This window comes from Mycolicibacterium hippocampi (assembly GCF_010723735.1).
GTDB classification, from domain to species: Bacteria; Actinomycetota; Actinomycetes; order Mycobacteriales; family Mycobacteriaceae; genus Mycobacterium; species Mycobacterium hippocampi.
Genome location: NZ_BLLB01000002.1, coordinates 2794191 through 2820164 on the forward strand (window position 1 = coordinate 2794191; position 25974 = coordinate 2820164).

At 68.1% G+C, this 25974-nt stretch carries 28 protein-coding genes; 24 read left to right on the forward strand and 4 right to left on the reverse strand.

Features of this window, described 5'->3' with window-relative positions; genetic code table 11:
- The first annotated feature begins 30 nt into the window (after window positions 1–30).
- From coaD to G6N53_RS14585, 14 genes are all read left to right on the forward strand, one after another.
- Window positions 31–510 (forward strand): pantetheine-phosphate adenylyltransferase, encoded by a 480-nt coding sequence (gene coaD, locus G6N53_RS14520; protein WP_163889406.1) that lies wholly within the window; start codon window positions 31–33, stop codon window positions 508–510.
- Between the two features lie 111 nt (window positions 511–621).
- Complete coding sequence (gene sepIVA / locus G6N53_RS14525) at window positions 622–1359, forward strand: cell division protein SepIVA (protein ID WP_163889408.1); 738 nt, start codon at window positions 622–624, stop codon at window positions 1357–1359.
- Window positions 1360–1389: 30 nt separating this feature from the next.
- Window positions 1390–2001, forward strand: coding sequence for a YceD family protein (locus G6N53_RS14530; protein ID WP_163889410.1), 612 nt, complete (start codon window positions 1390–1392; stop codon window positions 1999–2001).
- Window positions 1998–2690: a ribonuclease III gene (gene rnc / locus G6N53_RS14535; protein ID WP_163889412.1), complete on the forward strand. Its 693-nt coding sequence runs from the start codon at window positions 1998–2000 to the stop codon at window positions 2688–2690. The genes G6N53_RS14530 and rnc overlap by 4 nt, the downstream gene beginning before the upstream one ends.
- Before the next feature lie 5 nt (window positions 2691–2695).
- A complete protein-coding gene (gene mutM, locus G6N53_RS14540) occupies window positions 2696–3556 on the forward strand; it encodes a bifunctional DNA-formamidopyrimidine glycosylase/DNA-(apurinic or apyrimidinic site) lyase (RefSeq protein WP_163889414.1) in 861 nt (286 codons plus the stop codon).
- Window positions 3557–3616: 60 nt separating this feature from the next.
- The gene (locus G6N53_RS14545; protein ID WP_163889416.1) at window positions 3617–4033 is read left to right on the forward strand and encodes an OsmC family protein; all 417 of its coding nucleotides are present in this window, start codon (window positions 3617–3619) and stop codon (window positions 4031–4033) included.
- Window positions 4017–4301: an acylphosphatase gene (locus G6N53_RS14550; RefSeq protein ID WP_163889418.1), complete on the forward strand. Its 285-nt coding sequence runs from the start codon at window positions 4017–4019 to the stop codon at window positions 4299–4301. Before G6N53_RS14545 ends, G6N53_RS14550 begins: the two co-directional genes overlap by 17 nt.
- Window positions 4302–4327: 26 nt before the next feature.
- Entirely contained in the window at window positions 4328–7912 is a 3585-nt protein-coding gene (gene smc / locus G6N53_RS14555; RefSeq protein WP_163889420.1) for a chromosome segregation protein SMC, read from the forward strand.
- A gap of 48 nt (window positions 7913–7960) precedes the next feature.
- A complete protein-coding gene (gene ftsY / locus G6N53_RS14560) occupies window positions 7961–9340 on the forward strand; it encodes a signal recognition particle-docking protein FtsY (protein ID WP_163889422.1) in 1380 nt (459 codons plus the stop codon).
- Between the two features lie 236 nt (window positions 9341–9576).
- Entirely contained in the window at window positions 9577–10929 is a 1353-nt protein-coding gene (locus G6N53_RS14565) for an ammonium transporter (RefSeq protein ID WP_163895898.1), read from the forward strand.
- 33 nt (window positions 10930–10962) lie between these two features.
- Window positions 10963–11301, forward strand: a complete 339-nt coding sequence (locus G6N53_RS14570; protein ID WP_163889424.1) for a P-II family nitrogen regulator — start codon at window positions 10963–10965, stop codon at window positions 11299–11301.
- Between the two features lie 81 nt (window positions 11302–11382).
- Window positions 11383–13857 (forward strand): [protein-PII] uridylyltransferase, encoded by a 2475-nt coding sequence (locus G6N53_RS14575; RefSeq protein ID WP_163889426.1) that lies wholly within the window; start codon window positions 11383–11385, stop codon window positions 13855–13857.
- Between the two features lie 24 nt (window positions 13858–13881).
- Window positions 13882–15450, forward strand: coding sequence for a signal recognition particle protein (ffh, locus tag G6N53_RS14580; protein WP_163889428.1), 1569 nt, complete (start codon window positions 13882–13884; stop codon window positions 15448–15450).
- Complete coding sequence (locus G6N53_RS14585; protein WP_163889430.1) at window positions 15450–16529, forward strand: amidohydrolase family protein; 1080 nt, start codon at window positions 15450–15452, stop codon at window positions 16527–16529. The genes ffh and G6N53_RS14585 overlap by 1 nt, the downstream gene beginning before the upstream one ends.
- 77 nt (window positions 16530–16606) lie before the next feature.
- Here G6N53_RS14585 and G6N53_RS14590 read toward each other — a convergent pair whose 3' ends face one another.
- Window positions 16607–17443 carry a D-alanyl-D-alanine carboxypeptidase family protein gene (locus G6N53_RS14590; protein WP_163889432.1) on the reverse strand — a complete coding sequence of 279 codons (837 nt, stop codon included), beginning with the start codon at window positions 17441–17443 and terminating at the stop codon, window positions 16607–16609.
- A gap of 73 nt (window positions 17444–17516) precedes the next feature.
- The gene (locus G6N53_RS14595) at window positions 17517–18410 is read right to left on the reverse strand and encodes a D-alanyl-D-alanine carboxypeptidase family protein (RefSeq protein ID WP_163889435.1); all 894 of its coding nucleotides are present in this window, start codon (window positions 18408–18410) and stop codon (window positions 17517–17519) included.
- 45 nt (window positions 18411–18455) lie between these two features.
- On the opposite strand from G6N53_RS14595, the gene G6N53_RS14600 reads away from it, so the two are divergent.
- A complete protein-coding gene (locus G6N53_RS14600) occupies window positions 18456–18875 on the forward strand; it encodes a nuclear transport factor 2 family protein (protein ID WP_163889437.1) in 420 nt (139 codons plus the stop codon).
- Between the two features lie 5 nt (window positions 18876–18880).
- Here G6N53_RS14600 and G6N53_RS14605 read toward each other — a convergent pair whose 3' ends face one another.
- On the reverse strand, window positions 18881–19360 hold the full coding sequence (locus tag G6N53_RS14605) for a nuclear transport factor 2 family protein (RefSeq protein ID WP_163889439.1): 480 nt from the start codon (window positions 19358–19360) through the stop codon (window positions 18881–18883).
- Between the two features lie 228 nt (window positions 19361–19588).
- Here G6N53_RS14605 and rpsP point away from each other — a divergent pair, with 228 nt between their 5' ends.
- From rpsP to trmD, 4 genes are read left to right on the forward strand one after another with little or no spacing between them, the layout of a single operon-like run.
- The gene (gene rpsP / locus G6N53_RS14610) at window positions 19589–20116 is read left to right on the forward strand and encodes a 30S ribosomal protein S16 (protein ID WP_163889441.1); all 528 of its coding nucleotides are present in this window, start codon (window positions 19589–19591) and stop codon (window positions 20114–20116) included.
- A gap of 8 nt (window positions 20117–20124) precedes the next feature.
- A complete protein-coding gene (locus G6N53_RS14615; RefSeq protein ID WP_005148848.1) occupies window positions 20125–20367 on the forward strand; it encodes an RNA-binding protein in 243 nt (80 codons plus the stop codon).
- 9 nt (window positions 20368–20376) lie between these two features.
- On the forward strand, window positions 20377–20907 hold the full coding sequence (rimM, locus tag G6N53_RS14620) for a ribosome maturation factor RimM (RefSeq protein ID WP_163889443.1): 531 nt from the start codon (window positions 20377–20379) through the stop codon (window positions 20905–20907).
- 8 nt (window positions 20908–20915) lie between these two features.
- Window positions 20916–21602: a tRNA (guanosine(37)-N1)-methyltransferase TrmD gene (trmD, locus tag G6N53_RS14625; RefSeq protein ID WP_163889445.1), complete on the forward strand. Its 687-nt coding sequence runs from the start codon at window positions 20916–20918 to the stop codon at window positions 21600–21602.
- Here trmD and G6N53_RS14630 read toward each other — a convergent pair.
- Window positions 21599–22540, reverse strand: coding sequence for a serine hydrolase (locus G6N53_RS14630; RefSeq protein WP_163889448.1), 942 nt, complete (start codon window positions 22538–22540; stop codon window positions 21599–21601). The two genes, trmD and G6N53_RS14630, sit on opposite strands and share 4 nt — an antisense overlap.
- Before the next feature lie 306 nt (window positions 22541–22846).
- On the opposite strand from G6N53_RS14630, the gene rplS reads away from it, so the two are divergent.
- Genes rplS through G6N53_RS14655 form a run of 5 tightly spaced genes read left to right on the forward strand, consistent with a single transcriptional unit; the run spans window position 22847 to window position 25960 of the window.
- The gene (gene rplS / locus G6N53_RS14635) at window positions 22847–23188 is read left to right on the forward strand and encodes a 50S ribosomal protein L19 (RefSeq protein ID WP_163889450.1); all 342 of its coding nucleotides are present in this window, start codon (window positions 22847–22849) and stop codon (window positions 23186–23188) included.
- A gap of 48 nt (window positions 23189–23236) precedes the next feature.
- Window positions 23237–24085 (forward strand): signal peptidase I, encoded by an 849-nt coding sequence (lepB, locus tag G6N53_RS14640; RefSeq protein ID WP_163889452.1) that lies wholly within the window; start codon window positions 23237–23239, stop codon window positions 24083–24085.
- A 23-nt stretch (window positions 24086–24108) separates the two neighbouring features.
- Window positions 24109–24867: a ribonuclease HII gene (locus G6N53_RS14645; RefSeq protein ID WP_163889454.1), complete on the forward strand. Its 759-nt coding sequence runs from the start codon at window positions 24109–24111 to the stop codon at window positions 24865–24867.
- Complete coding sequence (locus tag G6N53_RS14650; RefSeq protein ID WP_137148053.1) at window positions 24864–25169, forward strand: DUF2469 domain-containing protein; 306 nt, start codon at window positions 24864–24866, stop codon at window positions 25167–25169. Before G6N53_RS14645 ends, G6N53_RS14650 begins: the two co-directional genes overlap by 4 nt.
- 17 nt (window positions 25170–25186) lie before the next feature.
- On the forward strand, window positions 25187–25960 hold the full coding sequence (locus G6N53_RS14655) for an HAD-IIA family hydrolase (protein WP_163889456.1): 774 nt from the start codon (window positions 25187–25189) through the stop codon (window positions 25958–25960).
- The last annotated feature ends 14 nt before the right edge of the window (window positions 25961–25974 follow it).

The window sequence follows — 25974 nt, forward strand, 5'->3', positions numbered from 1 at the left end:
CGGGCGGTCGGGCTGCTAGCGTCGATCTCCATGAGTGGAGCGGTGTGCCCGGGATCCTTCGACCCGGTGACCCTGGGTCACATCGACGTCTTCGAGCGGGCGTCGGCGCAGTTCGACGAACTGGTGATCGCGGTGCTCGTCAACCCGAACAAGAAGGGCATGTTCAGCGTCGAGGAACGGATCGCGCTGATCGAGGAGTCGACAGCCCATCTGCCGAACGTGCGCGCGGAGTCGGGGCAGGGGCTCGTCGTCGACTTCGTCAAGGCCAGGGGGATGACGGCGATCGTCAAAGGTCTGCGCACGGGCACCGACTTCGAGTACGAGCTGCAGATGGCACAGATGAACAAGCACATCGCCGGGGTCGACACGTTCTTCGTCGCCACCAACCCGCAGTACTCCTTCGTGTCGTCCTCGCTGGCGAAAGAGGTCGCGATGCTGGGCGGCGACGTCTCGGCGCTGCTGCCGGAGCCGGTGAACGCGCGGGTGCAGGCCAAGCTCGCAGGAAATTGACATAATGCTGGGCACAAGCAATTGGTAACGACACACCGGTGCCGGTAGCGGAGTCACAGGCGTAACACCAGGCACACTGGTCACTGTCAACTACGCCTGGAGGGTGTTGCCGTGTACCGAGTTTTTGAAGCACTCGATGAATTGGGTGGAATCGTCGAAGAGGCCCGCGGCGTGCCGATGACGGCGGGTTGTGTGGTGCCTCGCGGTGACGTCCTGGAGCTGATCGACGACATCAAGGATGCGATCCCCGGCGAACTCGACGACGCGCAGGACGTGCTGGATGCCCGCGACTCGTTGCTGCGCGAGGCCAAGGACCACGCGGAGGCGACCGTGTCCACGGCCAACGCCGAGGCCGATTCGATGGTCAACCACGCCAGGGCAGAGGCTGACCGGTTGCTGGCGGACGCGAAGTCGCAGGCCGACCGCATGGTCGCCGAGGCGCGTCAGCACAGCGAGCGCATGGTGGGCGAGGCCCGCGAGGAGGCCAACCGGATCGCGGCGACCGCCAAGCGTGAGTACGAGGCCACCACCGGGCGGGCCAAGTCCGAAGCCGACCGGCTCATCGAGAGTGGCAACCTGACCTACGAGAAGGCGGTTCAGGAAGGCATCAAGGAGCAGCAGCGGCTGGTGTCGCAGACCGAGATCGTCGCAACGGCCACCGGCGAGGCCACCCGGCTGATCGACTCCGCGCACGCGGAGGCGGACCGACTGCGCGGGGAGTGCGACATCTACGTCGACAGCAAGCTCGCCGAGTTCGAGGACTTCCTCAACGGCACGTTGCGCTCCGTCGGCCGGGGCCGCCACCAACTGCGCACCGCGGCCGGAACGCACGACTACGCGGCACGCTGACCCGTGGACGGCTGAACGTACGATACGTGCATGCCGACGCATGCGAACGCGGCCGCGCGCCGAGGATCTCGATCACCTCTGGTGATCAACATCTCGCGGCTCGGCCGCAGACCCGGCTCGATGGTGACCCTGGAGACCACCGTCCCGAGTCCGTCGCGCATGGGCCTGCAGTTGCTCGCGGTCGAGAAGGATGCGCCGCTGGAGTTGGACCTGCGTCTGGAGGCGGTGTCCGAGGGCGTGCTGGTCACCGGCACCGTGTCGGCGCCGACGGCGGGCGAGTGCGCGCGCTGCCTGCAGCCGATCACCGGTGAGGTCGAGATCGATCTGACCGAGTTGTTCGCCTATCCCGACAGCGCGACCGACGAGACCACCGACGCCGACGAGGTCGCGCGTGTCGGCCGCGACGGCGGTGCCGACACGGTGGATCTCGAGCAGCCGATCATCGACGCGGTGGGTCTGGCGCTGCCGTTTTCGCCGGTCTGCGGCCCGGACTGTGAAGGGTTGTGCCAGCAGTGCGGTGTGCCGCTGGCCACCGCCGAGCCCGGCCACCGTCACGAGCAGATCGATCCGCGATGGGCGAAGCTGGCCGAGCTGCGCGAGCAGACGGCCGAGCCCGGCGAGCGGGGCGGAGACCAGTCGTGACGGTCGACCGCGCGCTGCTGCTCAAGGCGCTGGGGGTTGATCTGCCCGAGGAGTTGCTCACCATCGCGCTGACGCACCGCAGCTACTCCTACGAGAACGGCGGGCTGCCCACCAACGAACGTTTGGAGTTCCTCGGGGACTCGGTGCTCGGCCTGACGATCACCGAGGAGCTCTATCACCGGCACCCGGACCGCTCGGAAGGTGATCTGGCGAAGTTGCGCGCCAGCATCGTCAACACCCACGCCCTGGCCGACGTCGGTCGTGATCTCACCGAGGTCGGTCTGGGTTCTTACCTGCTGCTCGGCAAGGGCGAGGAGAACTCCGGCGGCGCCGACAAGTCCAGCATTCTCGCGGACGGCGTCGAATCTCTGCTCGGCGCAATCTATCTCGAGCACGGAGCGTCGGTCGTGCGGGAGGTCATCCTGCGGTTGTTCGGCAACCTCCTCGACACCGCCCCGACCCTGGGCGCGGGCCTGGATTGGAAGAGCAGCCTGCAGGAGTTGACCGCGTCCCGTGGCCTGGGGGTGCCTTCCTACCTCGTGACGTCCACCGGGCCGGATCACGACAAGGAGTTCACCGCGACGGTGGTGGTCGCCGAGCGCGAGTACGGCAGGGGGATCGGCCGCACCAAGAAAGAGGCCGAACTCAAGGCCGCCGCGGCGGCGTGGAACGCCCTCGACAGTGCCTGAATCCGATGCCTGAACTCCCCGAGGTCGAGGTCGTCCGGCGGGGGCTGGCCCAGCGCGTCACCGACCGGACCATCACCGCGGTCCGGGTGCACCACCCCCGCGCCGTGCGCAGGCACGAGGCCGGGCCCGCCGACCTGACCGCCAGGCTGCTCGGCTCCGCGATCACCGGGACCGGACGCCGGGGCAAGTACCTGTGGCTCACGCTGGGGGACACAGTCGAATCGAGCAGCGCGCTCGTCGTGCACCTTGGGATGAGCGGGCAGATGTTGCTGGGCGACGTGCCCAACGACAACCATCTGCGCATCGCCGCGCTGCTCGACGACGGCACCACGCTCAGCTTCGTCGACCAGCGCACCTTCGGGGGCTGGATGATCGCCGAGATGGTCACCGTCGACGGGACCGACGTGCCGATGCCGGTTGCGCACATCGCCCGCGACCCGCTCGATCCGCGGTTCGATCGCGACTCCGTCGTCACGGTGTTGCGCCACAAGCACTCCGAGATCAAGCGTCAGCTGTTGAACCAGGCCGTGGTGTCGGGCGTCGGCAACATCTACGCCGACGAGGCACTGTGGCGGGCCAAGGTCAACGGGGCCCGGCTGGCCTCGGGCTTGCCGCGGCGCAAGCTCGCCGAGTTGCTCGATGCCGCCGCCGCGGTGATGACAGACGCCCTGGACGAGGGCGGCACGTCGTTCGACTCGCTCTATGTGAACGTCAACGGCGAGTCCGGGTACTTCGACCGGTCGCTGGATGCCTACGGCCGTGCGGGTGAACCGTGCCGGCGCTGCGGAGCGGTGATGCGGCGGGAGAAGTTCATGAACCGGTCGTCGTTCTACTGCCCGAGGTGCCAGCCTCGTCCACGCGCCTAGTGTCGCGGCCCGCTCCCAGCGCCTGGAATACCGTTGCGGCGGACGTTGTAGAAATGAGCCATGACCGAACTATGGGTGGAACGCACCGGGGTGCGTCGCTACACCGGGCGCAGCACGCGCGGTGCCGAGGTCCTCGTCGCCTCCGAGGACGTCGAGGGCGCCTTCACGCCCGGGGAGCTCATGAAGATCGCGCTGGCCGCGTGCAGCGGGCTCTCCAGCGACCAGCCGTTGCGCCGGCGCCTCGGCGACGACTACCGGGCCACGATCAGGGTGTCCGGGCCTGCCGACCGCGAGCAGGAGCGCTACCCGCTGCTGGAAGAGTCGCTGGAGGTCGACCTGTCGGAGCTGTCCGACGACGATGTCACGCGGTTGCTGACCGTGGTGGAACGCGCGATCGACCAGGTGTGCACGGTGGGACGAACGCTGAAGTCCGGTACCAAAGTGACGTTTGGGGTCAAAGATGTCGGCAGCAGCTGAGGTCCGGCTGACCGCCTGGGTGCACGGGTCCGTCCAGGGCGTGGGCTTTCGCTGGTGGACGAGGTCTCGGGCGCTCGAGTTGGGCCTGACCGGGTATGCCTCGAACCGCCCGGACGGGCGGGTACAGGTGGTCGCCCAGGGCTCCCGGGACGCCTGCGAACGCCTCCTGGAACTGCTCCAGAGCGGCAAAACCCCCGGCCAGGTCGACAAGGTGGTCTCCGACTGGTCCGAACCCGCCGACGCGTTCCCGGGCTTCACCGAGCGCTGACCTGCTCGGCGGTAGGGTCTGACGACATGCATCTCAAGAGTCTGACGCTGAAGGGCTTCAAGTCCTTCGCCTCGCCGACGACTCTGCGCTTCGAGCCGGGCATCACCTGTGTCGTCGGGCCCAACGGCTCCGGGAAGTCCAACGTCGTCGACGCGCTGACCTGGGTGATGGGGGAGCAGGGCGCCAAGACGTTGCGCGGCGGGAAGATGGAAGACGTCATCTTCGCCGGCACGTCCTCGCGGGCGCCGCTGGGACGCGCCGAGGTGACGTTGACCATCGACAACTCCGACAACGCGCTACCCATCGAGTACTCCGAGGTGTCCATCACCCGAAGGATGTTCCGTGACGGCGCAGGCGAGTACGAGATCAACGGCAGCAGTTGTCGATTGATGGACGTCCAGGAGCTGCTCAGCGACTCCGGCATCGGCCGGGAGATGCACGTCATCGTCGGCCAGGGCAAGCTCTCCGAGATCCTCGAGTCGCGTCCGGAGGACCGACGCGCGTTCATCGAGGAGGCCGCGGGCGTCCTCAAGCACCGCAAACGCAAGGAGAAGGCGGTCCGCAAGCTCGACTCGATGTCGGCGAACCTGGCGCGGCTGACCGATCTGACCACCGAACTGCGCCGTCAGCTCAAGCCGCTGGGCCGCCAAGCAGAGATGGCGCGGCGGGCCCAGACGATCCAGGCCGACCTCCGCGACGCGCGGCTGCGGCTGGCGGCCGACGACCTTGTCGCCCGCAAGGCCGAGTTCGACGACACCAACCAGGCCGAGACGACGCTGCGCCGCGAGCACGACGAGCTGACCGCGCGGCTGGAAGTCCGCGCGGTCGAGCTCGAGGCCCACGAGTCCGCTGTCGAGGAACTCAGCGAGCGCGCCGATTCCGCGCAGCAGCGGTGGTTCCGGCTTTCGGCGCTGGCCGAGCGGGTCAGCGCGACGGTCCGCATCGCCAGTGAGCGTGCGCAGCACCTCGACGCCGAGCCCGAGATGTCGGGTGGCCCGGATCCCGACGAGCTCGAGGCCCAGGCCGAGGAGGTGGCCGAGCAGGAAAGGCAGCTCCTCGAGGAACTGGCCGAATCGCGGGAACGTCTGGAAGCGACCCGCGCCGAGCTGGCCGAGCGGGAACAGGTGGCCGCCGAAGCCGAGCGGGCCCATCTCGCCGCCGCCCGTGCCGAGGCCGACCGGCGGGAGGGGTTGGCCCGGCTCTCCGGACAGGTCGACACCATGCGCACCCGGGTCGAGTCCATCGATGAGACCGTCGCCCGGCTGACCACAAGCATCGACGAGGCCGCCGCACGCGCCCAGCAGGCCCAGGCGGAGTTCGAGACCGTGCAGACCCGGGTGAGTGAGCTCGACGCCGGCGAGGTCGGGCTCGACGACCATCACGACCGGACCGTGGCTGCGCTGCGGCTGGCCGACGAGCGGGTGGCTGAGCTGCAGGCCGGTGAGCGCGCCGCCGAACGCCAGGTGGCGTCCCTGCAGGCGCGCATCGACGCGTTGTCGGTCGGGCTGGACCGCAAGGACGGCGCAGCGTGGCTCCAAGAGAACCGTGGGGCAGAGCTTTTCGGGTCGATCGCCAACCTGGTCAAGGTGCAGTCCGGCCACGAGTCGGCGGTTGCCGCAGTGCTCGGCGCCGCGGCCGACGCCGTCGCGGCGGAGAGCTTCGGCGCTGCCCGCGACGCCGTGGCTGCGCTCAAGCACTCCGACGGAGGGCGGGCCGCCATCGTGCTGGGTGACTGGCCCGCGCAACCGGTGCCCCTGACAGGTCAGCTGCCCGAGGGCGCGGTGTGGGCGGTGGACGTCATCGATGCCGCCCCGCGGGTGCGCGCCGCAGTGGCCGCGATGCTCGCCGGGGTGGCGGTGGTCGACAATCTCGCGACCGCCATGGAACTTGTTGCCGCACAACCGCAACTGCGTGCGGCGACCGCTGAGGGCGACCTGGTCGGAGCCGGCTGGGTCAGCGGCGGTTCCGACCGCAGGCCGAGCACACTGGAGATCACCGCTCAAGTGGACAAGGCCCGGGCAGAGCTCGCCGACGCCGAGCGGCAGGTCGGTGAGCTGTCGGCTGCCCTGTCCGGTGCGCTGGCTGAGCAGTCATCCCGCCAGGATGCCGCCGAACAGGCGTTGGCAGCACTCAACGAGTCCGACGCCGCGATCTCGGCGATCTATGAGCAGCTGGGCCGGCTGGGTCAGGAAGCCCGCGCCGCCGACGACGAGTGGCAGCGCCTGATCAGCCAGCGCGACGAGCTGGAGGCGGGGCGCAGTCGCACGGTTTCCGAGCTCGCCGCGCTCGAGGATCGGCTGCACAACGCCCAACAGGAACCGATGTTCGAGGCCGAGCCCGTCAACCGCCAGGAGTGGACTGCCGCCGCGGAGGCGGCACGTTCGGCGGAGGTGGAGGCCCGGTTGACGGTGCGCACCGCCGAGGAACGCGCGAATGCCGTTCGGGGGCGCGCGGATTCATTGCGACGGGCGGCGAACGCAGAACGCGAGGCGCGGGTCCGTGCCCGCCGGGCCCGAGAGGCTCGGGTGCACGCCGCAGCGGTGGCGGCCGCTGTTGCCGAGACTGGACGACTGGTCGCCGCGCGGCTGAGTACGGCGGTGGGCGTGGCGTCGCGGATTCGCGACGAGGTGGCCGCCGAGCGTCAGGTCCGGGCTGGCGCGCTGACGAAGACGCGCGAGGAGGTCAACGAACTCACCGCCAGGATCACCACACTCACCGATTCGCTGCACCGCGACGAGGTGGCCAAAGCCCAAGCGGCACTGCGCATCGAACAACTCGAACAGCAGGTCCTCGAGCAGTTCGGAATGGCGGTCGCCGACCTCGTCGCCGAGTACGGTCCCAGCGTCGCGTTGCCTCCGACGGAACTCGAGATGGCCGAGTACGAGCAGGCGCGTGAACGCGGTGAGCAGGTCACCGCGCCGACGCCGATGCCGTTCGACCGGGCCACCCAGGAGCGGCGAGCCAAGCGAGCCGAACGTGAACTCAACGAGCTGGGCAGGGTCAACCCGCTCGCGCTGGAGGAGTTCGCGGCGCTGGAGGAGCGCTACAACTTCCTGTCCACCCAACTCGAGGATGTCAAGGCGGCCCGCAAGGATCTCCTCGACGTGATCGCCGATGTCGACAGCCGCATTCTGCAGGTCTTCGCCGAGGCGTATGCCGACGTCGAACGTGAGTTCGCCCAAGTGTTCTCGACGTTGTTCCCCGGCGGTGAGGGCAGACTGCTGCTGACCGACCCCGACAACATGCTGACCACCGGGATCGAGGTCGAGGCCCGGCCGCCCGGAAAGAAGATCAAGCGGCTCTCGCTACTGTCCGGCGGGGAGAAGTCGCTGACGGCGGTGGCGATGCTGGTGGCGATCTTCCGGGCCCGCCCGTCGCCGTTCTATGTGATGGACGAGGTCGAGGCCGCACTCGACGACGTCAACCTGCGCCGGTTGATCAGCCTGTTCGAACAGCTGCGCGAAGTATCCCAGCTCATCGTCATCACCCACCAGAAGCCGACGATGGAGATCGCCGACGCCCTCTACGGCGTGACGATGCGCAACGACGGCATCACCACGGTGATCTCGCAGCGGATGCGCGGCCAGGAGCTCGTGGCCAGTCCTTCCTGACCGCCGGGGTCCGGCAGCACCGATTACCTTCCCTGCGACAATGGCGTGGTGTCTGAGGGTCTCTGGATCGCGATCGCGGTCATCGCTGTTCTGCTGGTCGCTGCGCTTGTGGTCGGGCTGCTCCGGTACCGCCGACGTCGGATCAGCCTCAAGGCCCCGGACACCGCCACTCCCGTCGACCGTTCGGGGGGTTACAGCGCATCCTCGGGCATCACGTTCACCGCCTCGGCGCCCGCCGACGCGCCGCCGGTCCCGCGGGAGGAGCCCGGTCCTGCTGCTCCGGAGCACCCCGCCCCCATCGACACCACCGGCTCACCTGCGGTCGGCGACGACGCCACAATCCCGCGTGACGCTCCCAAGCGTCCGATCGCCGACGTCACGTTGCCCGAGCCCCCCGCGCCGCCGGCGCCACCGGCGGCCCCCGCCGAGGCGCCCGAGGTCGCTGACGAGCCCGCGCCGCCGACCGTCACCGCACCTGAGGTCACCGCACCTGACGTCGAGGACATCGCGCCCACCGAGGGGCGGCTGGATCGGCTGCGCGGCCGGCTCGCGAAGTCCCAGAACACCCTCGGCAAGAGCATGCTGGGCCTGCTGGGTGGCGGCGACCTCGACGAGGACTCCTGGGAGGAGGTCGAGGACACCCTGCTGATCGCCGACCTCGGCCCCGTCGTCACCGAGTCGGTCGTCACCGCGTTGCGGTCGAAGATGGCCAGCAACAGGGTGCGTACCGAGGCCGACGCCAGGGCGGTGCTGCGCGAGGTGCTGATCTCGGCGTTGCAACCCGACCTGGACCGCTCGATCCGGGCGCTGCCGCACGACGACAAGCCGTCGGTGCTGCTGGTCGTCGGGGTCAACGGGACAGGCAAGACCACGACCGTCGGCAAGCTGGCCCGGGTGCTAGTCGCCGACGGCCGGCGCGTCGTGCTCGCCGCGGCGGACACGTTCCGCGCGGCGGCAGCCGATCAGCTGCAGGCATGGGCCTCCCGGGTCGGTGCACAGGTGGTGCGCGGCCCCGAGGGCGCCGATCCGGCGTCGGTGGCGTTTGATGCCGTCGACATGGGGATCACCTCGGGCGCCGATGTCGTGGTGATCGACACGGCAGGCCGACTGCACACCAAGACCGGGTTGATGGACGAGCTGGGCAAGGTGAAACGGGTGGTGGGGCGCCGCGCCGTCGTCGACGAAGTCCTGCTGGTCCTGGATGCGACGATCGGGCAGAACAGCCTGCCCCAGGCGCGGGTCTTCGCCGAGGTGGTCGACATCACCGGCGTCGTACTGACCAAGCTGGACGGCACAGCGAAGGGCGGCATCGTCTTCCGCGTCCAGCAGGAGCTCGGAGTGCCGGTCAAGCTGGTAGGTCTCGGCGAGGGGCCCGACGATCTTGCGCCGTTCGAACCGGCCGCATTTGTCGACGCGCTGCTGGGGTAGTGGTTCCCGAAACGCTCGTCAGAGTGCAAACGGGTCGGTAATTGTGTCACGGCCCAAGGCTTTTTGCTGATCTTGGTCGTCGAAACACGAGCGTAACCACTTGAGTGTGTCCGTTCACGCAGCCGAAACACAACAGAATCACAGGTGAAACGCGGGCCGAACAGTCTCTTTGCGAGGCCGATCCTGTCGGCTGTCATCCCCAAGGAGGTTCACACAAAGTGGTTGGCTTGCATGATGTGGCCCTAGCCATACCGGACGAGATGTTTCTGCCGTTCGGGCCTGAGGGCCTGAGCGCCGGTGACACGGCATGGGTGCTCACATCCGCCGCGCTGGTGTTGTTCATGACACCGGGCCTGGCGTTCTTCTACGGCGGTCTGTCCCGACAGAAGTCCGTCCTCAACATGATGATGATGTCGTTCGGCTCCCTCGGGGTCGTCAGCGTCATCTACGTGTTGTGGGGCTATTCGATGTCGTTCGCGTCGGCGCACACCGGGAACAGCGACATTCTCGGGATCTTCGACAACCCGTTCTCACTCTTCGGTCTGAGCCAGTTGAGCGAGGTGCGTGAGATCGACGGTGTCGACACGTTTGTGCTCGGTGGATTCGGGACGGTACCCGCCATCGTCTGGGTGGCCTTCCAGCTCACCTTCGCGGTGATCACCGTCGCCCTGATCAGCGGGGCGGTGGCCGAACGGATGAAGTTCGGCACCTGGCTGCTGTTCGGCGGCATCTGGGTCACCCTGGTGTACTTCCCTCTGTCGCACATGGTCTGGGGCGGTGGCCTGCTGTCGGCCTCGGAGTCGGGCATCGCGGCCAAACTGTTCGGCGTGGATGACGAAGGTGCCGCCAACGTCGCACCGATCGACTTCGCCGGTGGCACAGTGGTGCACATCAACGCCGGCATGGCCGCTCTGGTGTTGGCGATCCTGCTCGGAAAGCGCGCCGGCTTCGGCAAGTCCGCCTTCCGTCCGCACAACGTTCCTTTCGTGCTGCTCGGCGCGGCCATCCTGTGGTTCGGCTGGTTCGGCTTCAACGTGGGCTCCGAAGGCGCTGCGGACATGCTCGCCGGCGTGGTGTGGGTCAACACCACTGCCGCCACCGCGGCCGCAATGCTGGCGTGGTTGCTGGTGGAACGCATCCGTGACGGCCACGCCACCAGCGTCGGCGCCGCTTCGGGTGTCGTCGCCGGTCTGGTCGCGATCACCCCCGCATGTGGTTCGCTCAGCGCGATCGGCTCGCTGATCCTCGGTGCGATCGCCGGTGTGCTCTCCGCACTCGCCATCGGGCTGAAGTACAAGTTCGGTTACGACGATTCGCTCGACGTCGTCGGCGTCCACCTGGTCGCCGGGCTGTGGGGCACCGTCGGAATCGGATTCCTGGCCCTGGATACCGGTCTGTTCTACGGTGGCGGCGTCCAGCAGCTCGTCGTGCAGGTCGTCATCGCACTGGTGGCGGTCATCTTCACCGGCATCATGACCGTGATCATCGCGTTCATCGTCAAGCCTCTGGGCTGGCGGGTGTCCCAGGAGGACGAGGACACTGGTATCGATGAAACCGAACACGCCGAAACGGCTTACGAGCTCGCCTGATCGGCGACAATTTCATCGGAAGGGATCGACTACATGAAGCTGATTACTGCGATCGTCAAGCCGTTCACGCTGGAGGATGTGAAGACCGGTCTCGAACAGACGGGCATACTCGGTATGACGGTCAGCGAGGTTCAGGGTTACGGCCGCCAGAAGGGGCACACCGAGGTGTACCGAGGAGCCGAGTACTCGGTGGACTTCGTGCCCAAGGTGCGCGTGGAGGTCGTCGTCGACGACGCCGCCGTGGACAAGGTGGTGGATGTCATCGTCCAGGCTGCGCGCACCGGAAAGATCGGTGACGGAAAGGTCTGGGTCAGCCCGGTCGACACCGTGGTTCGGGTGCGCACGGGTGAGCGGGGGGCCGACGCCCTCTGAGACACAGCGTGGAATGAGCCGTCGTTTCCCGGCATTGCACCGGAAGAGCGCTAGACCGGTCAGTGCCGGAGAGGACAACTCATGACAGGACACAAGCAAGACCCCGCCGCCGGAGCCCCTCGTTGGGTGCGCCCGGCGGCGGGTTCTTTGCGTCCCGCAACCGATCTGGTCGCCGCCGCCCAACAGCTACTGGTCGGCGGACCACGTCAACTGGACTCGGCCGCGCTGCGCACCGCGCTGCTGGATCTCTACGATTTCTGGCTGGCCTCCAAGGCCACCGAGATCGGCATCACCCCGACGAGTGGCTTCGCGATCGTCGCAACCGGGGGATTGGGTAGGGGCGAGATCCTGCCCTACTCCGATCTCGATCTGATGTTGTTGCACGACAACATGCCCACCGAGGTGGTGGGTGAGGTGGCCGAACTGTTGTGGTATCCGTTGTGGGACGCCAACATTCGCCTCGACCACAGTGTCCGCACGGTGCCGCAGGCGCTCAAGGTCGGCGGCGAGGACATCTCGGCCGGGCTGGCGATGCTCGAGGCGCGGCACATCGCCGGGGACGCCGACCTGTCGTCGCTGCTGATCAGCGGTGCGCGCAGCCAATGGCGTACCGGGATCGCGTCGCGGTTCGACGAACTGGTCGAGCACACCAGGGCGCGGTGGCAGCGCAGCGGCCAGATCGCCCACCGCGCAGAGCCGGACCTCAAGTGCGGCCGGGGCGGTCTGCGCGACGTCCAACTGCTCAACGCACTGGCCATCGCGCAACTGGCCGACGTGTACCCGAGCCGGTCGCTGGCGTCGCCGACCGAAACCCTCGGCGAGGCGCATCTGTCGCTGCTCAACGTCCGCACCGAGTTGCACCGCGTCGCCGGACGCGGCCGTGAACTGCTGCTGGCTCAGCACGCCGACGAGATCGGCGCCCTGCTTCGTATCGGCGACCGGTTCGATCTGGCGAGGATGCTGTCCGACGCCGCACGCACCGTCAGCTACTACGTCGACGCGGGGATCCGCACGGCGGGAAATTCGTTGCCCCGCCGCGGGCTTGCCGCATTGCGCCGTCCGGTACGCCGTCCCATCGATGAAGGTGTCGTCGAGTTCAACGGCGAGGTGATCCTGGCCCGCGATGCCCGCCCGGAGCGCGATCCGGGTCTGATCCTGCGGGTGGCAGCAGCGTCGGCGACCACCGGTTTGCCGATGGCGGCTTCCACCCTGAGTCGCCTGGTGGAGAACGCGCCGGAGCTGCGCACCCCCTGGCCGCGTCAGGCGCTCAAGGACCTGCTCGTGATGCTCGCCGCAGGTCCGTCCGCGGTGGCAACGATCGAAGCGCTCGACCGCACCGGGCTGTGGGGCCGGCTGTTCCCCGAATGGGGTGCCGTCCGCGACCTGCCGCCGCGCGATGTCGTCCACATCTGGACCGTGGACCGTCATCTTGTCGAAACCGTTTCCCGGGCAAGCGGTTTCACGACCAGGGTGGCCCGGCCCGACCTTCTCGTGCTCGGCGCTCTGGTACACGACATCGGCAAGGGCAGGGGTGGGGACCACAGCGTCATCGGGGCCGAGCTGGCCACCCAGATCGGCAACCGGCTGGGGCTGTGGCCCTCCGACGTCGACATCTTGTCGAAGGTGGTGCGCCATCATCTGCTGCTGCCGCAGACCGCCACCAGGCGGGATCTGCAGGACCCCAAGACCATCGCTGCCGTGGTCGATGCCCTCGGCGGCGATCCGGTGGTGCTGGAACTGCTGCATGTGCTCGCCGAGGCCGACTCGCTGGCCACCGGCCCGGGCGTCTGGGGGGACTGGAAGGCCTCGCTGCTCGGCGACCTGGTGCGGCGATGCCGGATGGTGATGGCCGGCGAGAGCCTGCCCGCACCCGATCCCGTTGACCCGCGGTTTCTTTCGTTGGCTGCCGGCGAGGGCGTGCATGTCGAGATGACGCCCGCCGACAACCCGCACATCTACAACGTGACGATGATCGTGCCGGATAGGCGAGGCCTGCTGTCGAAGGCGGCCGGCGTCTTGGCTCTCAACAAGTTGCGAGTGCACTCCGCGTCGGTGAACTCGCACCAGGGCTCGGCGATCAACACCTTCGTCGTCTCCCCGCACTTCGGCACCCCACCGGCGGCGGAGCTGCTGCGGCAGCAGTTGATCCTCGCCGTCGAGGGGGAGCTCGACGTTCTGGGGGCGCTGGAGCTGCGCGGCGGGGACAGCTCGCAAGCGGGCCGGGCGGGCGAGGCGCGGGCAGCTGTGCCGGTCAACGCACCGGCGGCGCCTCCCCGGGTGATCTGGCATGCCGGGGCCGGCCCGGGACAACTGCTCGCGGAGATCCGGGCCACCGATCGCGCCGGGCTGCTGGCGGTGCTGACCGCGGTGTTCGAACGCGCCGGGGTGGACATCGCCTGGGCCAAGGTGACGACGCTGGGATCCTCGGTGGTGGACACGTTCGCGGTGGTACTGCCGCCGGACAGCCCGGAGAACACGCTGCGTCAGGCGCTGGAGCGAGAGCTGTACGCGGTGCTGCCCGCACCGCCGACCAAGCAGGTCGAGGAAGCCAGCTAGCCGGACGCCAAGTAGTCTGGCCTCGTGTTTGAATCCCTCTCCGACCGGTTGACCGGCGCGCTCTCTGGCCTGCGCGGGAAGGGTCGGCTCACCGACGCCGATATCGATGCCACCAGCCGCGAGATCAGGCTGGCGCTGCTGGAAGCCGACGTCTCACTGCCGGTGGTGCGCGAGTTCGTCGCCCGCATCAAAGACCGCGCCAAGGGTGCGGAGGTCTCGGCGGCGCTGAACCCGGCCCAGCAGGTCGTCAAGATCGTCAACGAGGAACTCGTCGGGATCCTCGGCGGCCAGACCCGGCAGCTGTCGTTCGCCAAGACCCCTCCGACGGTGATCATGCTGGCGGGCCTGCAAGGCTCGGGTAAGACCACGCTGGCCGGAAAGCTCGCGAAATGGCTTAAGGGCCAAGGGCATACACCCCTGCTGGTCGCCTGCGACCTGCAACGTCCCGGAGCGGTCAACCAGCTCCAGATCGTCGGCGAACGGGCGGGTGTGCACGTCTTCGCGCCGCATCCCGGTGTGTCGCCCGACGGCGCCACGATCGAGCAGATGAAAACCGGTGACCCGGTGGCCGTGGCGTCGGGGGGTCTGGCCGAGGCGCGGGCCAAGCACTACGACGTCGTCATCGTCGACACCGCGGGCCGCCTCGGTATCGACGAGGAACTGATGGGTCAGGCCGCGGCCATCCGCGATGCCGTCACGCCCGACGAAACCCTCTTCGTCCTCGACGCGATGATCGGCCAGGACGCTGTGACCACGGCCGATGCGTTCCGCGAGGGTGTCGGGTTCACCGGCGTCGTGCTGACCAAGCTGGACGGCGACGCGCGCGGCGGCGCCGCGCTGTCGGTGCGCGAGGTCACCGGCGTGCCGATCCTGTTCGCGTCGAGCGGTGAGAAGCTCGAAGACTTCGACGTCTTCCATCCCGACCGGATGGCAGGGCGCATTCTGGGCATGGGCGACGTGCTGTCGCTCATCGAGCAGGCAGAACAGCACTTCGACGCCGAGCAGGCAGAGGCGACGGCCGCCAAGATCGGCAGCGGCGAGCTCACGCTCGAGGATTTCCTCGAGCAGATGCTGGCGATCCGCAAGATGGGGCCCATCGGCAACCTGCTGGGCATGCTGCCGGGCGCCGGCCAGATGAAGGACGCGCTGGCTGCCGTCGACGACAACCAACTCGACCGGGTGCAGGCCATCATCCGCGGGATGACCCCGGCCGAGCGTGCCGACCCGAAGATCATCAACGCCTCGCGCCGGCTGCGTATCGCCAACGGCTCCGGGGTGACGGTCTCGGAGGTCAATCAGCTCGTCGACCGCTTCTTCGAGGCGCGCAAGATGATGTCCCAGATGGCCGGCCAGATGGGGATGCCGTTCGGCCGCAAGAACACTCGCAAGGCTGCCAAGGGCAAGAACAAGCAGAAGGGCAAGAAGGGGCGCAAATCGGGCGCAGGCCCGACGCCGCCGAAGACGCGCAATCCGCTCGGCGCAGGCATGCCCGCCGGCTTCCCCGACCTGTCGAGCATGCCCAAGGGGCTCGACGAGCTCCCACCGGGCCTGGCCGACATCGATCTGTCGAAACTGAAGTTCCCCAAGAACTGATGCCCCTGCACGTCCGGGGGCGCGGGTTGCCCGACGGTGAACCCGTGGAGTGGTGGATCGTCGATGGCCGGCTCAGCGCCGAACCGGTGACCGGCGCGGAGACGGTGTTCGGAGCTGACGGGGATGGCGGGTGGATCCTCCCCGGCCTGGTCGACGCGCACTGCCACGTCGGGCTCGGCCAACACGGACCGATCGAGATGGACGAGGCCGTCGCGCAGGCCGAAACCGAGCGCGGCGCCGGGGCGCTGCTGCTGCGCGACGCCGGGTCGCCCACCGACACCCGAAGCTTCGACGACCGAGCCGATTTGCCGCGCCTCATCCGCGCCGGTCGCCATCTCGCGCGGCCCAAGCGCTACCAGCGCGGGTTCGCGATCGAGTTGGAGGACCAGTGGCAGTTGCCCGACGTGGTGGCAGCGCAGGCCCGGTGGGGTGACGGCTGGGTCAAGCTGGTGGGGGACTGGATCGACCGCGACATCGGCGACCTGGCGCCGCTGTGGCCCGACGACGTGCTCAAGGCCGCGATCGAGGCTGCCCACGCCAATGGCGCGCGGGTGACGGCCCACGTGTTCAGCGAGGACGCGCTGCCGGGGCTGATCAAGGCAGGGATCGACTGCATCGAGCACGGCACCGGGCTCACCGACGACACCGTCGACCTGATGGTCGAGCACGGCACCGCGCTGGTGCCCACGCTGATCAACATCGAGAACTTCCCCGACATCGCGTCGGCAGCCAGCAAGTACCCCCGCTACGAACGCCACATGCGCGCGCTGCACCAGAGTTGTGCAGCCAGGATCGGCGCGGCGCGGGAGGCCGGTGTGCCCATCTACGCAGGCACCGACGCCGGCAGCGCTGTCGCCCACGGCCGCATCGGCGACGAGGTCGACGCGCTCAAGGGCATCGGGATGACCCCGACCGAAGCACTGGGTGCCGCTTGTTGGGACGCCCGGCAGTGGTTGGGCCGGCCGGGGCTGGCCCACGGGGCGTCGGCCGATCTGGTCTGCTACGCCGACGACCCGCGCAGTGGTGCGGCAGTGTTGGGCGCCCCGACGCTGGTGATCCTGCGCGGCGCCGTCTACTGATCGCCGAGTGTGAAGCCAGGGTCGTGATCGGGGCCGCGATCACGACCCGGAGTACTATTCCGCGGCGGGTGAGCGCGCTAGGGCTGGGCGAATCCCCAGTCGAGCAGCCTGGTCGCCTGCCCGTAGAGGTCGCCGTCGCCGTACATCTGCACCACCACCAGGCGCCGGTTGCCGCGTTGGGCGGCGCCGACGTAGGTCTTGCGGGCCAGGTTGGTGTAACCGGTCTTGCCGCCGAGGTCGCCCGGGTATCGGGTGAGCAGCTGGTTCTGGTTGGTGATCGTCTTGCCGGGGAACTGCGCCGACGGCTGCCGCATGATCTGGGCGATCAACGGATACTGCAGGGCCGCGCGCATGATGACCGCGAGATCGTGTGGCGTGGTCACCGACTCCCAGCCGGGGCCGTCCAGCCCCGACGGCGACGACGCCTTGGTGCTGCGCGCCCCGACGAGGGCGGCTTTGCGGTTCATCGCGGCCAACGCCACCTGCTTCCCGCCGAGCATGTCGGCAAGCATGTTGGCCGCATCGTTGCCCGACACCATCAGGATCGCCTCGAGGAGCTGGCGGGTGGTGTAGGCCTGGCCGGGTTTCAGCCCGACGCAGGAACACACCACGTCGGTGTGGGAGGTGTTGGCCCGGGCGAAGTTGTCGGGCCGAAGGTGATCGAGCACCACCGTGGCCAGCAGCACCTTGATCGTGCTGGCCGGGGCGTAGGTGCCGTAGGGGTCCCGGCTGGCCAGCACCCGGCCGGTGTCGAGGTCGGCGACCAGCCATGCCTTGGCGGGGCCGTCCGGAAGCGCTTGCGCAGCGGCCGGCGCTGTATCGGGCTGGGCCGTCGCGGGGGGTGCGCCGACCGTCATCGCGGCAGGCAGAACCACGCTGAGGGCGAGCGCCAGCCCGGCGAAACTTCGTCGCACAGCAGGCGACGGTAGTGGCGCCAGGACTCGCTGAGCGCGCGATCAGGTCTCCATCGGGTCTCTTCTCGCCCGGTCAGAGCCGGCTGACACCGGCGTTCGGTTCGAGCGCGAATCCCCAGTCGAGCAGGCTGGCGGCCTGATCCCAGTAGCTGGGCGCGCCCTCCTTGTCGAGGCCGAACATCAGCGCCACCACGAGTCGCTTGCCGTTGCGCTGGGCGCCTCCGACGAAGGTCTTGCGGGCGAGGTCGGTGTAGCCGGTCTTGCCGCCGAAGGTGCCCGGATAGCGCTGCAGCAACTGGTCCTGATTCACCAGTACCTTGTCGCCGGTCTTGGTGGGGAACACGGCGGTGGGCATCGCGGTGATCTGGGCGAAGACGGGGTTGGCCATCGCGGCCCGGAAGATCACCGCCAGATCGTGCGGCGAGGACCACATGTCGATGCCGGGCCCGTCGATTCCCGACGGTGACCCGGCGTTGGTTCCGTAGGCGCCCACCAGCGCGGCCTTGCCGTTCATCTTCATCACCGCGACGTCGTGACCGCCCAGCATCGTGGCCAGCGTGTTGGCGGCGTCGTTGCCCGACACCAGCAGCAGCGCCTCCAGCAGCTGCCGGGTGGTGTACGTCTTCCCCGGGGCCACGCCCGCGCAGTTGCATTCGACCCGGGTGTCGGCCTCGTTGGCCACGATCGTCGCGTCGAGTGGTAGCTCGTCGAGCACCGTCAACGCGAGCAACACCTTGATGGTGCTCGCCGGGGCGTACTGGCCGTGTTCGTCGCGGGCAGCGAGCACCGCGCCGGTGTCCATGTCAGCCACCAACCACGCCTGGGCCGGCCCGTCGGGGATCGGCATCGAGCCCGCCGGCTGGATGACCCCGGTCGCGGGCACGGCCGCAGCGGTCGGCGCGAAGGGACCGAACGTTCCCGCGACCAAGCCCACGGTGACCGCCAGGGACGCGAGAAGCCTTGTCATGTCGGGTGAGCCTAATCCCGGTCGTTGATCGTGTTCAATCAATCCATGTTGAGCCTCGAGGAGATCTCGGACCGTTTGGAAATCCAGCAGCTGCTGATCGACTACTCGACGGCGATCGACCAGCGACGCTTCGACGACCTCGACGCGGTGTTCACCTCCGACGCCTACATCGACTACCGGGCCGCCGGGGGCATCGACGGACAGTTCCCCGAGATCAAGGCGTGGCTCTCCGAGGTGCTGCCGAACTTCCCGGCGTATTACCACATGCTGGGCAACGTCGACGTGCGCGTCACCGGCGACACCGCGACCTCGCGGGCGATCTGCTTCAACCCGATGGTGATGGGCGGGGACCAGCAGCAGATCTATTTTGTCGGCATCTGGTACCTCGACGAGTTCGTCCGGACCGCGCAGGGCTGGCGGATGAGCAGGCGCGTCGAGGAGAAGTGCTTCGACAAGATCCTCTGACCCGCTCAGCGGGCCAGCCGGCGCGCCACCTTCTTGATCCGGTCCGAGATGTACAGGGAGAAGACGACGTTGAAAATGTCCTCCCGAAGCCTGGTCAGCGTCGAGCTCGTGAGGAACCACCGCCCGTCGATCTTCTGGTACGTCTCGTCGTAGTGGCCGTACCCGCGCAGGTTCACGCCCGGCGCCAGCCGGACGACATCTTCCAAGGCCCACACGGCGTGCGCGGTCGTCGCCGAGGTCAGCTCGATCTCCGGTGCATGCACCTGATGCACGGTGGCCCGGTCGCCGAGGCTGCGGCGGGTGAACGCGACGAACGGATCGGCGCCGACGATCACCTTGCCGCCTGCGCCGACCGTGTCGCTGCGAAAGTCGTCGGTGAAGAGGGTCCGCCAGGAGGCCCAGTCCTTGGTGTCCAGGTACCGGCAGTAGCGGGCCTTCAGCTGTTTGATCGACTCGATCTCCAGCAGAGCGGCGGCGTCATCCATGGGGCGAGGGTGACACTGGCTGCATAGTTTGTAAAGGTTCGCCAAGGCACTGAGGCGGCGGCTGCACCGGGATTTCGTCCTGCGATGCTGGTTCTGGCACAATGAGCGGCTGTCTGCCCTGGGACTGAGACCCCAGGCGGTCACACACGTAAGGCAAAACCGGACCGGGCAGCCCGCCCGCGTCGCTTGAATTGCCAACGTGGCAATCACAGGAGAATTCGCACCACCATGGCTGTCAAGATCAAGCTCGCCCGTTTCGGCAAGATCCGCAATCCCCAGTACCGCATCTCCGTCGCCGACGCACGCAATCGTCGCGACGGTCGCGCCATCGAGGTCATCGGCCGGTACCACCCGAAGGAAAACCCCAGCCTCATCGAGATCGACTCGGAACGCGCCCAGTACTGGCTCGGCGTGGGCGCCCAGCCCACCGAGCCCGTCCTGCAGCTGCTCAAGATCACCGGTGACTGGCAGAAGTTCAAGGGCCTGCCGGGCGCCGAGGGCACGCTGAAGGTCAAGGAGCCCAAGGCCAGCAAGCTCGACCTGTTCAATGCAGCGCTCGCCGAGGCCGATGGCGCTCCGACCGGCGAGGCCACCCAGCCCAAGAAGAAGAAGGCGCCGGCCAAGAAGGCCGAGCCTGCCGGCGAGAAAGCAGACGAGAAAGCGGACGCGAAAGCGGACGACAAGCCTGCCGCCGAGAAGGCCGAGACCGAGACCGCCGACGCGGCCGAGAGCGCCGACGCTCCCAGCGAGAGCTGAGCACGCCGGTGAGTTCAGTCGTCGTCGACGCTGTCGAGCATCTGGTCCGCGGGATCGTCGACAATCCCGATGACGTCCGGGTCGACATGGTGACCAACCGTCGCGGCCGCACGGTCGAGGTGCACGTCCATCCCGAAGACCTCGGCAAGGTCATCGGGCGTGGGGGGCGCACTGCTACCGCGTTGCGCACCCTGGTGGCCGGTATCGGTGGCCGGGGTATCCGCGTCGACGTGGTGGACACCGACCAGTAGGAATCGCCCATGGAGCTGGTCGTCGGGCGCGTGGCGAAGGCGCACGGCGTCACCGGTGAGATCGTCGTCGATGTCCGCACCGACGACCCCGACGGCCGGTTCGCGCCCGGTGAGACGTTGCGGGGGCGCGCTCCCCGCGGTGGTTCCGAACGCGACTACACCGTCGAATCGGTTCGCGAACACTCCGGGCGGCTGCTCGTGCGGCTGGACGGAGTCCGCAGCCGCGATGCCGCCGAGGCGATGCGCGGCACGCTGTTCCTCGTCGACTCCGACGATCTGCCGCCGATCACCGAAGCCGACGAGTTCTACGACCATCAGCTCGAGGGGCTGCGGGTACGGACCGTGACCGGGGAGGATGTCGGCACGGTCGCCGAGGTGTTGCACACCGCCGCCGGTGAACTGCTCAGCGTCAGATCCGCCGAGGGCCGGGAGATCCTGATCCCCTTCGTGAGCGCGATCGTGCCCACGGTGTCGCTTGCCGACAGCGTGGTCGAGATCGATCCACCTGACGGATTGCTCGATCTTGCCGACCTCGAGTGAGGTGCGCGGTGCGCATTGATGTGGTGAGCATCTTTCCCGCGTACCTCGAACCGCTGCGGCAGTCGTTGCCGGGCCGGGCCATCGAGGCCGGGGTGGTGCAACTTGCCGTGCACGACCTGCGGGATTGGACCCACGACGTCCATCGGTCCGTCGACGACTCGCCCTACGGTGGGGGCCCGGGAATGGTGATGAAAGCCCCGGTGTGGGGTGCGGCTCTCGATGAGATCTGTTCGGAGAACACACTTCTGGTGATTCCGACGCCGGCGGGCCGACTGTTCACCCAGGCCGACGCCGCGCGCTGGAGTGGTGAGGAACATCTGGTGTTCGCCTGCGGTCGCTACGAAGGGATCGACCAGCGTGTCGCACAGGACGCTGCGCGCCGGATGCGGGTCGAGGAGGTCTCCATCGGCGATTACGTCCTGCCCGGTGGTGAATCGGCGGCACTGGTGATGATCGAGGCGACGGTGCGCCTGCTGCCCGACGTGCTCGGCAATCCCGAGTCCCACCGCGACGATTCACATTCTGACCTGGTCGGCGGCCTGTTGGAAGGCCCCAGCTACACCAGGCCGGCGAGTTGGCGCGGACTCGATGTCCCGGACGTGTTGCTCTCCGGCGACCACGCGCGGATCGCCGCCTGGCGCCACGAGCAGGGGCTCGAGCGCACCCGTGAACGCCGGCCGGATCTGCTGGACTAGATGCGGCCGTCGGGGAACATCGTCTTCACGGCCTGGGTGATGGTCTGCCGTGCGGTGTCGTCATCGGCCGCCTGCATCGCCCCGATGACCATCACGTAGCGGCGCTCGGAGCCGACGACACCGGTGGACAGGTGCATCCAGTCGGCGCCGATGCAGCACATCCAACCCTGCTTCACGGCCACCGGTTCGGCGAACAGCCCCTCGGGGATGCCGAACCGCTGCGGGTAGATGCCGCCGGGGACCATCCCGTCGGGCGCCGTGGGCGTCGACGCCGCCAGGTCGGACAGGATGATGTCGGCCTGCTCGGGCGGCAGTCCGCCGGTGCCCGCCAGCAGCATGTCGTAGTAGCGCACCAGATCGGTGGTGGTGCTGATGGTGTTGAACCACCGGCCGTTGCCGGGCGGACGGGTCGCTCCCAGCCCGTACCGGGCGACCACGCGGTTGATGATCGCGCTGCCGCCGCTGCGGTTCCAGAAGACCTCCGCAGCGCTGTCGTCGGAGGACCGCAACATCACGTCGAGCGACTGCCGATCCTCGGGGGACAGCGTGGTCTCACCGCGAGAGACCTGCAACAGCAGGTCGTCTGCGATGAACAGCTTGACCACCGAGGCGATGGCGATCGTCATGCCGTTGCCGTTGGTCACCAACTGGCCGGTATTGCGGTCCAGCACCGCCGCGGTGATCTCGGCGCCGGCTCCCGCCGCCTCGTCGGTGGCCAGCCGCTGGCGGTCCGCCAACCCGGCGAAGCCGGCGCTGGGCGCATCCGGTGGGGCTTCGGGCAGCGGGGCCATGGTGCCCAGCGGTGCGACCACCGTCCGCTGCGGGCCCGACGGCGCAGGGGGCGACCCGTGCACCTGGGCCTCGCACCCGGCGATGACAACGGCCGCCGTCACCACGGCCGTCAACTCGGTGACCAGCCTCGATGGCCGCCTGCGCATCTGTGTCCTCCGTGAATTCTCGGCTGAAACTGCCGAGCCGATCCTGCGTGGTCGAGGCCGTATACCCGTTCTCCCAGGGTAGCCTCACAAGACCGGCCCCGCCTGGGCGCCGATGTAAGCCACCACACCCCACGGGGCGGACACTCCGATTTCGGGGAATCGGAGTTCGTCTGGCACAATTGGGCAGTTGTCTGTGCACGGCCGGAACCGCCGCACGACTGCCCCAGACGTCCGAATCACCCATCGGCTCTGCGCGCGTCCCCCGCGACGTCCGCCAGCAGCCCGAACAGCAAGGAAGTGTCTCCGATGAACACCCTGGATTTCGTCGACCAGTCGTCGTTGCGCGACGACGTCCCGGATTTCGGCCCCGGTGACACCATCAACGTCCACGTGAAGGTCATCGAGGGCTCCAAGGAGCGCATCCAGGTCTTCAAGGGCGTCGTGCTGCGCCGCCAGGGCGGTGGCGTCCGCGAGACCTTCACCGTGCGCAAGGAAAGCTACGGCGTCGGCGTCGAGCGGACCTTCCCGGTGCATTCGCCCAACATCGACCACATCGACATCGTCACCCGCGGTGACGTGCGTCGCGCCAAGCTCTACTACCTGCGTGAGCTGCGGGGCAAGAAGGCGAAGATCAAGGAAAAGCGCTGACCTGCCGGCTCGCGCCGAAACCTTCGGCGCGCTGGCTACGCTGATCTCGTGACCGGACCCTCAGACGGCCGACCCGAACCCGACGACCTGTCGTCCGAGCGCACGCTCGGTACCGCAGATCCGGCCGCAGCAGCCGCCGACGACGAGCCGGAACCGGCGAAGAAGAAGCGCGGCGCGGTCCGCGAGGCGGCCCTGCTGATCACCATCGCGGTGGTTCTGTACTACGTGATGCTGACGTTCATCGCCCGGCCGTACCTCATCCCGTCGGAGTCGATGGAACCCACGCTGCACGGGTGTCCCGGTTGTGTCGGCGACCGCATCATGGTCGACAAGATGACCTATCGGTTCACCGAACCCGAGCCCGGGGACGTCGTCGTGTTCAAGGGGCCGCCCAACTGGAGCATCGGCTACCAGTCGATCCGGTCGGACAACACCGCGATCCGTTGGCTACAGAATGCGCTCGCAGTGGTCGGGTTCGTCCCACCCGACGAGAACAACCTGGTGAAGCGAATCATCGCGGTCGGCGGACAGACGGTTGCATGCCGCGCCGACACCGGTCTCACCGTCGACGGGGAACCGCTCGACGAGCCCTACCTCAGTCCGGACACCATGATGGCCGACCCCGCGGTGTACCCGTGCCTTGGCAACGAGTTCGGACCGGTGACGGTGCCCGAGGACCGGGTGTGGGTGATGGGCGACAACCGCACCCACTCGGCGGACTCCCGCACACATTGCAGTAACCGACCCGAGGACGCGCAACGTGGTCTGCTGTGCACCGGTGACCCCGTTGCCGGGACGATCCCGGTGGACAACATCGTCGGCAAGGCGCGGTTCATCGCCTGGCCGCCGTCACGGTGGGGCGGTGTGGGCTCGGTGAACCCCCAAGAATCCAGCTGAGCGCTGACAGGAGGCCCTCACACTTGCGCGCTGCCTGGCCACCGAGAGTGGTGATCCGCAAATCGTCTGGCCTTCGCACCCTGGAATCCGCGCTGTACCGTGCCGGTCTGGGTCCGGTGGCCGGGGTCGACGAGGTCGGCCGGGGTGCGTGTGCCGGGCCGCTGGTGGTGGCGGCGTGTGTGCTCGGCCCCAACCGGTTGGAGAGTCTGGCGGCGCTCGACGATTCCAAGAGACTCAACGAGACCGAGCGGGAACGGTTGTTCCCGCTGATCCGCCGGTATGCCCTGGCCTATCACGTGGTGTTCATCCCGTCGGTCGAGGTGGACCGCCGGGGTGTGCACGTCGCCAACATCGAAGGGATGCGACGGGCGGTGGCGGGGCTGCCGGTGCGGCCGGGTTATGTGCTCTCCGACGGATTCCGGGTACCCGGCCTGCCGACGCCGTCGCTGCCGGTGGTGGGCGGTGACGCCGCCGCGGCGTGCATCGCGGCGGCGAGCGTGCTGGCCAAGGTCAGTCGCGACCGACTCATGGTGGCCATGGAACGCGACCATCCCGGCTACGGCTTCGCCGAGCACAAGGGTTACAGCACCCGCGCCCACTCCGCGGCGCTGGCCAGCCTCGGCCCGTCCAGACAGCATCGGTACTCGTTCATCAACGTGCGGCGCCTGGTGACAGTCGGCGCTGACGGGGAACCCGGGGAGCATGCAGAACTCACGTGCGGGAAGATTGGGCCAGTGGGTCCTGTGGACTCCGACCTACATGAAGGACAGTTGAGCAGATGAGTGCCGAGGATCTCGAAAAGTACGAAACCGAGATGGAGCTCTCGCTCTACCGCGAGTACAAGGACATCGTCGGACAGTTCAGCTACGTCGTGGAGACCGAGCGGCGGTTCTACCTGGCCAACAGCGTCGAGATGGTGCCGCACAACGCCGACGGCGAGGTCTATTTCGAACTGCGGCTGGCCGACGCCTGGGTGTGGGACATGTACCGGCCCGCGCGGTTCGTCAAACAGGTCCGGGTGATCACGTTCAAAGACGTCAACATCGAAGAGGTCGAGAAGCCGGAGTTGCGGCTTCCCGAATAGCTCAGGGAAAGCAGATCATGGCTTCGACACCGCAGTGCTGGCTCACCGACATGGACGGCGTACTCGTCCGCGAGGAACACGCGCTCCCCGGGGCCGCGGAGTTCCTGCAGCGCCTCGTCGACCGCGAGCGACCCTTTCTGGTGCTGACCAACAACTCCATCTTCACCCCCCGTGACCTTGCGGCGCGGCTGATGCGCGCCGGGCTGTCCGTTCCGGAGGAATCGATCTGGACCTCGGCATTGGCGACCGCGACGTTCCTGGGCGACCAACTGCCAGGCGGCTCCGCCTACGTCATCGGTGAGGCCGGTCTCACCACGGCGCTGCACGAGGCCGGCTACACCCTGACCGACGTCGCGCCCGACTTCGTGGTGCTCGGTGAGACCCGCACCTACTCGTTCGAGGCGATCACCAAAGCTGTCCGGCTGATCCTCGGCGGCGCGCGTTTCATCGCGACGAATCCCGACGTCACCGGACCGTCGGCCGAGGGTCCGCTGCCGGCCACCGGCTCGGTCGCGGCGATGATTACGAAGGCCACCGGACGCGAGCCCTACTTTGTCGGCAAACCGAACCCGATGATGTTCCGCAGCGCGATGAACCGGATAGAGGCGCACTCGGAGAACACCGTGATGGTGGGCGACCGAATGGATACCGACATCGTCGCCGGCATCGAGGCGGGCCTGGAAACCATCCTGGTGCTCACCGGATCCACCACGGTCGACGATGTGGCGCGCTATCCGTTCCGGCCGGGACGCGTGCTGGACTCCATCGCCGACGCGGTCGAGCTGATCTGAGCGTGCTGTCCGGG